The sequence below is a fragment of the Tessaracoccus sp. genome (assembly GCF_016714275.1).
Lineage (GTDB): Bacteria > Actinomycetota > Actinomycetes > Propionibacteriales > Propionibacteriaceae > Arachnia.
Window position 1 is genome coordinate 942,053 of record NZ_JADJNP010000001.1, and the last position, 10,768, is coordinate 952,820.

A 10,768-nucleotide genomic window follows, 5' to 3' on the forward strand; every position below is an offset into this window, starting at 1 on the left:
CTAGTGGAAGTCGCGGGAGGTGTGGCGGACGCTGACCGGCAGCGGTTCCACATGCTCGGCGAGCAGGTTGATGACGCCCTCCGCGGAGCGTTCGAGAATGCCGCGGATGATCAGGCCACGGGCCTCGCGCAGGAGCCGACGCTGCCGGGACCAGACGCCTGCGGAGCAGACGATGTTCAGCAGCCCGTGCTCATCCTCGAGGTTGAGGAAGGTGATCCCCGACGCCGTTGACGGTCGCTGCCGATGAGTGACGAGACCCGCGACGCGGATCCTGCTGCCGGGCTCGACCCAGCGCAGCGTGTCCGACGACAGCACCCCGCGCTCGTCGAGATACGGGCGCAAATGGGCAAGCAGATGGTCGGAGGTCGAGATCCCGGTGGCCCACAAGTCGTCGGAGAGCACCTCAAGACCCGTCTGGCCGTCGAACAGCGGGGGCTGCAGCGGCGCGATCAGCCCCGGCAGGGTGCCCGCCTGATCGAGCGCGGCGGAGCCGGCCCGCCAGAGCGCCTGCCGTCGGCTCAACCCCAGGCCGTCGAAGACGCCCGCCGTCGCCAACGCCGAGAGCTGCTCCTCCCCCAGTCCCGCCCGCCGAGCCAGGTCCTCCATGGACGCGTAAGGGCCGTCGGCATCCCGCTCAGCGACGATGCGTTTCGCGACCTCCTCGCCGATCCCCCGCACGCCCGCCAGCCCCAACCTGACCGCGAAGTTGCCGTCGCGGCGGTGCTCCGCGGTCAGGTCCGGCGCCGACGGGTCGAACTCCGGCACCGGAGGCTGATCGACGGCGCAGCAGGCCTCCATCCCCGTCGGCCCCCTAACCTCACCGAGCGGCTCCAGGCAGGCGTCGACCCCTGAGAACCGCAGATCCGGCCGGCGCGCCTCGACGCCGTGCCTGCGCGCGTCGGCGGTGAGGGTGGCCCCCGAGTAGAACCCCATGGGTTGAGAGCGCAGCAGACCGGCGAGAAAGGCCGCGGGGTAGTGCAGCTTGAGCCAGGAGCTGGCGTAGACCAGCAGCGCGAAGCTCAGCGAGTGCGACTCCGCGAAGCCGAAGTTCGCGAACGCCTGGATCTGGGCGTAGATCTGGTCCGCAACCTCGCCCGTCAGGCCGTTGCTCGCCATCCCGTCATAGAGCTTCTTCTTCAACGACTCGATTCGTTCGACTCCCCGCTTGGAGCCCATCGCGCGGCGCAACAGGTCGGCGTCTTCTCCCGTGCATTCGCCGACGGCCATGGCCATCTGCATCAGCTGCTCCTGGAAGACCGGGATGCCGAGGGTGCGGCTCAAGACCGGCTCCAGCTTGGGATGGACGTAGGTGACCTTCTCCTGGCCCAGCTTGCGCCGCACGAACGGGTGCACCGCCCCACCCTGGATGGGGCCGGGGCGGATCAGCGCGATCTCGATGGCGAGGTCGTAGAACGTCCGCGGGCGCAGCCGCGGCAACAGCCCCATCTGTGCGCGCGACTCCACTTGGAAGACTCCGATGGCGTCCGCGCGGCACAGCATGTCGTAGACGCCGGCCTCCTCCTTGGGGATGGTCGCCAACCCCCACTCCTCCCCTGTGCTCTCTCGGATGAGGGTGAAGCAGTGCTGCAGCGCGGCCAGCATGCCGAGGCCGAGCAGGTCGAACTTCACGAGCCCCATCCAGGCCGCGTCGTCTTTGTCCCACTGGATGACCGTCCGCTTCTCCATCCTGGCGTGCTCGACGGGCACCACCTCGCCGACGGGACGCTCGGTGAGCACCATCCCTCCCGAGTGGATGCCCAGGTGGCGGGGCGCCTTCAGCAGCTGCGTGGCCAGATCCAGCACGCCTTGCGGGACGCCGTCCTCGCCGTCGTCGGGATCCGGCAGGTTCCAGTGCTCGACCCGACGGGCGAAGGCGTCCTGCTGACCCGGCGAATAGCCCAGGGCCTTCGCGATGTCGCGGACGGCGTTCTTCGGCCGGTACTGGATGACGTTGCACACCTGCGCGGCGCGCGTGCGCCCATACCGGTCGAAGACCCACTGGATGATCTTCTCGCGCCGGTCGGAGTCGAAGTCGACGTCGATGTCGGGCTCCTCGTCGCGCATGGCCGAGAGGAAACGCTCGAAGGGCAGGTTGTAGCGGATCGAGTCCACCGCGGTGATGCCCAGCAGGTAGCAGACGGCAGAGCTCGCGGCGGACCCCCTGCCTTGGCACAGGATACCGAGGCTGTGCGCCTCGGCGACGATGTCGTGGACGATCAGGAAGTAGCCGGGAAAGTCCTTCCCCTCGATGACGGCCAACTCGCGCTCAATCCGTCTCCTCCCCTCGTCGTCGAGCCTGGGGTACTTCTCGGGGACGGCCCGCCAGACCAGCTCCCGCAACCAGGACATGGGGGTATGGCCCTTCGGCACGTCCTGCTTCGGGAGGGCGGGCTTGGCCCTGCGCAGCGGGAAGGCGAGTTCGTCGGCGAGCTCGACGGTGCGCGCCACAGCCCCTGGATAGCGGGCGAAGAGCCTCATCATCTCCGCGCCTGAGCGGAGGAAGGCCGTCCCCGCGGCGGGCAGCCACCCGTCCAGCTCGTCGAGGCTCCTGTTCGCCCGGATGGCCGCGACGGCCTGGGCGAGGGGGTGCTGTGCGGGCGTGGCGTAATGCACGTTCCCGGTGGCGACGGTGGGCAGTCCCCGGCTGGCAGCGAGCGCGGCGAGGGCGTCGTTGTGGGAGGAGTCCAGCGGGTTTCCGTGGTCGGTCAGCTCTATGTAGACCCGGTCGAAGAGGCCGACCAGCTCATCGAGGGCCCTTCCCGCGGCCTCCACGCCGCCGCTTAGGAGGGCCTGCCGCACTGCGCCCTTACGGCAGCCGGTCAGTACTATCCAGTGGCCGCGGCCGGCGTCCGCCAACGCGGCGAGGTCGTAGACAGGCCTGCCCTTCTCTCCTCCCCTGAGCTGGGCGTGGGTGATCTCCCTCGCCAGCCGGTGGTAGCCCTCCTCGCCCTTGGCCAGGACCAGGAGATGGCTGCCGACGGGGTCAGGGTTCCCCTTCTGTGGTGCAGGGAGTTCCAGGGATAACTCCGCCCCGAAGACGGTCTGTAGCTTCACCTGCTCCGGCTCGGCGGCCTCCGCGAGACGGGTGATGCCGTAGAGCCCGTCGTGGTCGGTGAGGGCCAACGCGTGCAGCCCGAGCCGCTCCGCCTCGACGACCAGCTCTGCCGGCGAGGAGGCGCCGTCGAGGAAGGAGAACGACGAGTGCGCGTGGAGTTCGGCATAGGGCACCGCCCCCTGCGGACGCTCGACCGGCGGGGGAACATAGGGTGCGCGTTTGCGGGAGAAGGGGACGTCGCCGGCCGGAGCCTGCGTCGGCTTCGGCCGTGGCGCGCTCAGGGTGCGCTCGAGCTCCGACCACGGCATCGGCGGGTTGTCGAAGCCCATCAGTCGTACCTCCCCTCGGCTAACCAGGTGCCGTCGTCCTCGCACAGCAGCAGCCACGCCGTCTGGGTGTCGTCGACCACCTGGAACCGGTGCGCGCGGCGCCGACGATCCGGGTCCCAGGCGCGCTCGTCCATCGGCCACGGCCCCGCCCATGCCGAGATCGGGCGGCGACGGGCGCCGTCGATCAGCAGCGCGGGGTTGGCTGAGGGGAAGCCGCGGGCGTCCACCGTGATGCCGGCGCCGTCGTCGGCGAGGACGGCCATCCTGCGGAGCCCCTCGAACAACGTCGCGGGCAGGGGCGCGGTCAGATGGCCGGGCCAAGGACGATCCGGGGCCAGCGGCAGCACCGCGCGTTCCCCCCAGGGAACCTGCACCTGGCGCTCGGCCAGCCGGCGCCCGCCGCCGATCACCGCGGTGACCACGCCGTCGGCGCCCAGCATCGCCTGCACGCGCGACAGCGCATGGTGGACCCGCTCGTCGGCCCCCGACCCGAACAGCGTCGGCCGGTGGTGGACAGCGGCGTCGACGGCGACCGGCTCGAGCCGCACCCGCACCACCCCGCTGTCGATCTGGGTCCCCGCGGCGGCCTGCAACTGCCACCGCACCCTGTCGACGACGGCGGCCGCGTCGAAGGCGGCCGGGTGCAGCCACACCCGCTCCGCCCGCTCGCCTTCCTCCGCCGTGAGGATCACCCGCAGCTCGGTGCATACGAGGTGGTGCTCTGCCAACCCGGCGATGAACTCGTCCGCGGTTGTCCGCACCCCGAACGCCACCTGGTCCACGAGCTCCAGCGCCGGGGAGAACTCGGCCTGGCGCTCCAGATCGACGGGAGGCGTGCGTGGCTGGACGGCGCGCGGATCCCTGCCTGCGGCCAAGGCGTGCAGCCTGAGGCCGTTCCCGCCAAAACGGTCACGAACGAGGGCTTCGTCGAGGGCCGCGAAATCGCCGAGCCGCCGGACCCCCAGCCGGGGCAGCAGGGCGTCCAGTTCGTCGTCGCCCAGCCGGTTGACGGGCAACGGAGCGAGGAACGACGTGGCCTCCCCGGGCGGCACGATCCGGATCCGCTCGGGGTCGTAGGCCGCCTGCTCCGCGGTGAACATCCCGTCGGCCACACCCGCCCGGGACCCGACGACGCCGGCCTCGTCGATCGCGCCCAGCAACCGGGTGGCCGCCTGCCGTTCGCCGCCGTAGAACCGGGCAGGGCCGCGCATCCGGAGTGCGACGAGCCCGGGCCTGATCACCTGGATCCCAGGGCTTACCTCCTCAAGCCGGTCCACCAGCGGCGCGAACAACCGGTGATCCCGGTCGACATCGACAGGCGCCACGACCAGCGTGGGACAGCGCACCTGGGCCTCGCGTCGTCGCTGTCCGCGGCGCACGCCCTCTGCCTGCGCGGTCAGGGAACAAGAGACGACGCGGTTGGCCTCGAACAGCGCCACCGCCACCTCCGGATCGCGTCCCTCGGCCTGCGCCCAGGCCGTCGCCGGCCATTCGGGAAACCAGATCACGCCGCAGCGGGGTGGCTGCGGCGGCGTCGAGACGGTCACCCGACGGCCCTCAGCGTGTCGCCTGCCGGAAGAGGTGTTGGAAGCTGGCCCAGGTGGCCGTCAGGTCCAGGCAGCAGCAGCCGCGTGCTGCGCGGCCGAGCCATCCGCTTGGAGGTGATGGTGAGCGTCACCTCCCGCTGTGTGAGGTTCCCGTGCCCGGAACCCACTCCGAACCAGCGTGGCTCTTCCACCCGCAGCACCGCCTCAGCCCGGGGCCAGTCCCCGACGACGAGCAGCGTCGCCTCCCTGTCCCGCAGCCGGGAAGCGAGCCGCGCCGCGTCGGCGGGAGCGACCGAGCCGCTGGGCCGGACGGCCACGACGCCCAGCACCTCTGCCAACGCAGCGACGGCGGACAGCCACCGAGGTCCGGGCTGGGGAACGAGCACGAGCCGGTCCAGCACCACCCCGGCCTGGTGCGCGGCCTCCAACCCCAACTCGGGCATGCCGACGATCCCGCACCACGTCCCCGCCCGGGACGGCTCCGCAAGCAAGGCGTGCAGCAGCGCGCCGGCGCTGCCCAGTGCGTAGGCCGACCCGGGCCTGAGCCCGGCATCCGGCAGCAGCCCCGCCACCTCATCGGGCACCGCGAACAACCTCGACGGCGCGGGTTGACCACCCTTGTTGTCCACCTGAGCGCGCAGCTGACGCATCAACTCCGAAGCGGGAGACGCTGCGCGAACGGGTGAGAGAGACACCCTCTAATAATCGAATAAGCGTTCGATCATGTCAAGGATCCGCGCCGCTGCGGAGAGGGTGAATCAGCGGCCCATCGCGGCGGCAGTCGGGCAACGGAAGGAGCGCGAGGCGCCGAGGCCGACCTCGTTCATGTACCTGATCACGATCACCCAGGCCTCGCGGAGGCTCGTCTCGGTGTGCAGCACGTCGTGTGTACGGCAGTGGGCCCGCACCAGTTGGCGGGCCCGGTACAGGTGGGGGCGCGGCATGCTCGGGAAGAGATGGTGCTCGATCTGGTAGTTGAGCCCGCCCATCAGCGCGGTCATCCACCAACCACCCGACACGTTGCGCGACGTCAGCACCTGCTTGTCGAGGAAGTCGAGCTTGGCGTCGTGCGGGATGATCGGCATGCCGATGTGGTTCGGGGCGAAGCTCGCGGCCATGTAGAGGCCGAACACGGCGAGCTGGACGCCGAGGAAGGCGAAGGCCATGCCTACCGGCAGCAGCCAGAACAACAGGCCGAGGTAGAGGGCGAAGCGCGCGCCGATCAGGGTCATCTCCAGCGCGCGGCCCTTGATCGGCTTGCGGGAGAAAAGGCTCCGGATGGAGACCTGATGCATGTCGAGGCCTGCGAGGAGGAGCAGGGGCAGGAAGAACCACCCTTGGCGCGCGATGATCCACGCCCGGAATCCCCTGCTGGCCGCGGCGTCCTCGGGGGTGAAGGCGAGGGTACCGAGGTCGATGTCCGGATCCTTGCCCACCTTGTTCGGGTTGCCGTGGTGGCGGGTGTGCTTGTTCATCCACCACGAGTAGCTCATGCCGACGCCGAAGGTCGCGACGAGACGGCCGAGTCGATCATTGGCCGTGCCCGAGGCCAGAACCTGGCGGTGCGCGGCCTCGTGGCCGACGAAGGCCAGTTGGGTGAAGATGACCCCGAGCGCCGCCGCGATCAGCAGCTGAAACCAGGACTCGCCCAGCAGCACCACTCCGACGATCGCGCCCACCAGGGCCGTGCCCAACCCGCCGAGAAGCGCGAAGTAAAACCCGCGTGTCCTTCCGTTCAGCCCTTCGGATCGGACAGTATGTGCGAGCTCGGTGAAGCTACGGGTGCGTTCGGCCAGTTCGGCCCGGACGCGCGTCCGCCGGTCGGTCGCCGGCGAGGCGGTGGTCGTGGTCAAGAGAAGCTGCCTTCCACCAGTTCGCAAAGCACGCCCCCGTGGCATCTCCCGAGCTGGTTGCGCCAAGCGTAGGGGTACGCGCTCAGCGGGTGGGAGAAACGAGGAAATCGTCCATAAACGCGTACGGCGACAAAGAATTGGAGAAAATCCTTGACGAGCAATTCCAGCACCTGACAGCATCCCTCCAACAGATCACCGCCCGGCAGCCACGGCGGCTGTATGAGTGTGCAGGATCTGTGGGGGGTACAAATGAAGAAAGCGATTCTGGCTGCGGCACTTGCCGTAGCGCTCGCGCTCACGGGTGTCGGCGTGATGCCGGCTCACGCGAAGACCGACGCAACAGGAACGGTCAAGATCACGGTCCAGACGGCTGGAGGGGCCCCGGTCGCCGGGGTCGACGTCAGCCTTGACGGCGACGGTATCGACGACTGGGAGCACGACAGCTGGGCCTATGGCGAGACCAACGCCTCCGGCGTGTTCCAGACTGGCGAACTTGCGCCGGGCGATTACGACCTCACGGCACAGTTGTGGTCGCCGGACTCCAAGAAGACCGACCGGGTCAAGGTCGAGGCTAACAAAGACATCAGTGTCGTCGTCACGCTCACGGGGATTCAGGTCCTCAAGGGCAAGGTCACCGCGAAGGGCAAGGTCGTGACCGGCGGCTACCTCCATGCCGACGGCGGCAAGGCCGGCTACTACCGGGCTGAGATCGTCAAGGGCGAGTACTCGGTCATCGTCAAGCCCGGCTCCTACACCGTGTTCGCCGAGCCGCGATGGGACGAGGCGAAGACCTGGGTCACGACCTACGCGGGCAACACGGTCCGCGCCGTCGACAGCGCGAAGCAGAAGGTCGCCGACTCGCCGAAGACGGTGAACATCGCCGCCTACGACAAGCTCGGGAAGGTCTCGGGCACGGTTCTTGACGCCAAGGGCAAGCCCGCGAAGAACACCAGCGTCTGGGCGTCGGCGAAGAACCGCACCGGGTACGCGTCGGCCATGACGGACAGCAAGGGCCGCTACACCCTGACCGGTCTTCCCGCGGACTCGTACAACGTGGCGGCGAATACGGCCGACAGTTCCGCGTCGAAGACCGTGAAGGTCAACGTCGACAAGACGGCGAAGGCGGATCTCAAGCTCAAGAAGGACGCTACCGCCCCGAAGTACAAGGGCAAGATCATCCTCACCCTCAAGGCGCCATCGGCCCTCGTCAAGGCGGGCAACGCCTGCGCGGTGCTCTTCAATTCGAAGGGGTTCTGGACGCACAGCGGCTGTCTCAGCGCCGATGGCAAGGGCAAGACCATCACCTTTGACCGGCTCCCCGCGGGCACCTACACCGTTGCGCTCGCCGGGGCGAACGTCACCAAGTCCGTCACCCTGAAGAAGGACAAGACCGCCAAGCTCTCGATGACCCGCGCCGCGGGCACGACGATCTCCGGCAAGGTCACGAACCACAAGGGCAAGGCGGTGGCCGGTGCGAGCGTCTATGTGACCGACGCGAACGGGATCGGGATGCGCTCGGTCCAGACCAACTCGAAGGGCGTCTACAAGGTCTCGGGCATCCTCAAGGGCAAGTACACCGTTCGGGCCTCCTCCGCGAAGGTCGCCGACGGCGTGGCCGTCACCAAGAGCCTCACGTCGAAAGGCAAGAAGGTGACCCTGAACCTGAAGCTGATCAAGGCTGCCACCATCACGGGCAAGGTCACCGACAGCAAGGGCAAGGCCGTCGCCGGCGTCGAGGTCGAGGTCTGGGGCAACGGCTGGGGCCGGGCCACCACCGACGCAAAGGGCGCTTACAAGGTCACGGGGCTTGGGGAGGGCACCTACACGGTGACCACCCAGGACCTGTACGTAGGTGGTTACTTCAACGGCACGTCCTCCTCGAAGAAGGTCGGGAAGGGCAAGACGGTCGCGTTCTCCGTGATCAAGCTCAAGAGCTGACCCAGCCCGACGGTCGGGGCGGCTCACCGGGAGGGCCGCCCCGACCGTCGGCCATCGAGCCTAGTGCCGCGTGTCACAAGTAGCTTGCGGCTTCCGACGCCCCAGCGGCGCCTCGCTGCGTTCTCCTCGCTCGATGAACAACCCAGTGGGAGGGCGCTCCCAGAGCAGACCCCTTGATTTGTGTTTCCCGACGGGGGTGTACTAGTGTTCTCAACGCGCCGAACGGGGCGGATCGAAAGATCCAAGCCAGGAGACGCATTGCGGACGTGGCTCAGTTGGTAGAGCATCACCTTGCCAAGGTGAGGGTCGCGAGTTCGAATCTCGTCGTCCGCTCGGAGACTTTGTCTCTCCCGAACCCACGTGGAGAGGGAAACCTCCTCCATCGCGGTGGAGTGGCCGAGAGGCGAGGCAACGGACTGCAAATCCGTGTACACGGGTTCAAATCCCGTCTCCACCTCGGGCGGTTGGCGCAGTGGTAGCGCGCTTCCTTGACACGGAAGAGGTCGCCAGTTCAAACCTGGCATCGCCCACCGAGCATGGCTCGAAGACCGAGAGAGAACCCCCCAACAGAGGGGGTTCTTCCATTTCCAAGGCCAACAGCCCGGTTCGCAATGTCGCTGGCGTTACGATAGACTCCTTCCTCGCTGGGGCGATTGGCGCAGTGGTAGCGCGCTTCGTTCACACCGAAGAGGTCGGCGGTTCGAAACCGCCATCGCCCACCGAGCGATTGAGCCGAGGGTTGTGCGAGCTGCACAACCCTCGCTCGCTAGATGTTCAGGAAGAGAGGCGATGACTGCACCGGCAATCGTGCTCGTGGCCAGCGGCCCCGTCGAGCCCGGTGTCTCCGAATCGCTGAACTCCATAGCCTCCTCGTTGCAGGTCGCGCGCCGCGACCTCCGGGTGAGTCTCTCCTACCTCGACGCCACGCCCACGCCAGAGAAGACTCTGCGTGCCTTGGCCGACGCCGACGTCGCCGAAGCCGTCATCGTCCCTCTTGATCTCGTCTCCGCGGCGGACCATGACCCCCGCCTCGATGCCGTCTCGCACTCCGAGCACATCAGGGTCGCCGTGTCGCGCCCCGTCGGCCCCGCCAGCGAGGTGCTCAACATCCTGGACGCTCGCGTCCGCGAGGCGCTGCACCGCACGGGCGCCCTGGAGATCGACGGCCTCGTTCTCTCCGCGCCGGCCGGAGGCGACATCCGCGGCGGCACGCTGCTCGGCCGCCGCGCCCGCCAGTGGTCCGCGCACCACCGCCTCCCCGTCCAACTCGCCGTCGACGACGGCGACGGGCGCGCGACGGCGCAAGCCGTGCAGTCACTGCGTTCGCAAGGTCGTCGGCACATCGCCGTCGGCTCCCTCTTCCTCACCCCGACGGCTGGGTACCAGGCGCACGTGCAGGCGGGGCTCCGCGCCGGCGCCATCGCCGTCACCTCCCCCATCGGCGACTCGGAGCCCCTCCGGCTCCTCATCCTGGCCCGCTACGCGTTCGGCGCCATGGAGCTTCTCGACGGCACTCCCACTCAGCTGCCTGTCGAGGACCTGGACGACGACGAGGCCTGAGCCCGACACTTCGGTCCGCGCCTATCCTGGGGCACATGACCGAGAACCCGTGGCTGGCGAAGCCGGACAGCGAGTGGCGCGAGCGCCTCTCACAGCTCGAGTACCACGTGCTCCGCGAAGGCGGAACTGAGGCGCCGTTCGTCGGCGAGTACACCGACACCGTCGACGAAGGCACCTACGTCTGCCGTGGCTGCGGCGCCGAGCTGTTCCGCAGCGACACCAAGTTCTCCTCACACTGCGGCTGGCCGAGCTTCTTCGCGCCGCTCGCCGAGGATCGCGTCCGCTACATCGAGGACCGCTCGCTGCCCGGCCGTCCCCGGGTCGAAGTGCGCTGCGCCACGTGCGACGGCCACCTGGGCCACGTCTTCGAGGGCGAGGGCTACGAGACGCCCACCGATCTCCGCTACTGCATCAACTCCGTCAGCCTCAGGCTGAATAGCGCGTAGCCACGACACGCCCACCGGCGCGTCAGCCCGGCGTTTGGGC

General features: G+C 68.7%; 7 protein-coding genes and 4 tRNA genes. 7 read left to right on the forward strand and 4 right to left on the reverse strand.

Annotation, left to right across the window (positions count from 1 at the left end; all coding sequences use genetic code 11):
• From IPJ61_RS04355 to IPJ61_RS04370, 4 genes are all read right to left on the reverse strand, one after another.
• On the reverse strand, positions 1-3,384 hold the full coding sequence (locus IPJ61_RS04355; protein ID WP_297103531.1) for an error-prone DNA polymerase: 3,384 nt from the start codon (positions 3,382-3,384) through the stop codon (positions 1-3).
• Positions 3,384-4,931, reverse strand: coding sequence for a DNA polymerase Y family protein (locus IPJ61_RS04360; protein WP_297103534.1), 1,548 nt, complete (start codon positions 4,929-4,931; stop codon positions 3,384-3,386). The genes IPJ61_RS04355 and IPJ61_RS04360 overlap by 1 nt, the downstream gene beginning before the upstream one ends.
• A complete protein-coding gene (locus tag IPJ61_RS04365; RefSeq protein ID WP_297103537.1) occupies positions 4,928-5,581 on the reverse strand; it encodes a hypothetical protein in 654 nt (217 codons plus the stop codon). The genes IPJ61_RS04360 and IPJ61_RS04365 overlap by 4 nt, the downstream gene beginning before the upstream one ends.
• A gap of 108 nt (positions 5,582-5,689) precedes the next feature.
• The gene (locus IPJ61_RS04370; protein ID WP_297103540.1) at positions 5,690-6,784 is read right to left on the reverse strand and encodes a fatty acid desaturase family protein; all 1,095 of its coding nucleotides are present in this window, start codon (positions 6,782-6,784) and stop codon (positions 5,690-5,692) included.
• A 249-nt stretch (positions 6,785-7,033) separates the two neighbouring features.
• On the opposite strand from IPJ61_RS04370, the gene IPJ61_RS04375 reads away from it, so the two are divergent.
• From IPJ61_RS04375 to msrB, 7 genes are all read left to right on the forward strand, one after another.
• Positions 7,034-8,722 carry a carboxypeptidase-like regulatory domain-containing protein gene (locus IPJ61_RS04375; RefSeq protein WP_297103543.1) on the forward strand — a complete coding sequence of 563 codons (1,689 nt, stop codon included), beginning with the start codon at positions 7,034-7,036 and terminating at the stop codon, positions 8,720-8,722.
• A gap of 260 nt (positions 8,723-8,982) precedes the next feature.
• Positions 8,983-9,055 (forward strand) — tRNA-Gly (locus tag IPJ61_RS04380).
• 53 nt (positions 9,056-9,108) lie between these two features.
• A tRNA-Cys gene (locus tag IPJ61_RS04385) sits at positions 9,109-9,179 on the forward strand.
• Between the two features lies 1 nt (position 9,180).
• Positions 9,181-9,252, forward strand: a tRNA-Val gene (locus IPJ61_RS04390).
• Positions 9,253-9,369: 117 nt separating this feature from the next.
• Positions 9,370-9,441: transfer RNA gene (locus IPJ61_RS04395), tRNA-Val, on the forward strand.
• A gap of 70 nt (positions 9,442-9,511) precedes the next feature.
• On the forward strand, positions 9,512-10,282 hold the full coding sequence (locus tag IPJ61_RS04400; RefSeq protein WP_297103546.1) for a sirohydrochlorin chelatase: 771 nt from the start codon (positions 9,512-9,514) through the stop codon (positions 10,280-10,282).
• A gap of 35 nt (positions 10,283-10,317) precedes the next feature.
• Positions 10,318-10,728 carry a peptide-methionine (R)-S-oxide reductase MsrB gene (msrB, locus tag IPJ61_RS04405; RefSeq protein WP_297103549.1) on the forward strand — a complete coding sequence of 137 codons (411 nt, stop codon included), beginning with the start codon at positions 10,318-10,320 and terminating at the stop codon, positions 10,726-10,728.
• The last annotated feature ends 40 nt before the right edge of the window (positions 10,729-10,768 follow it).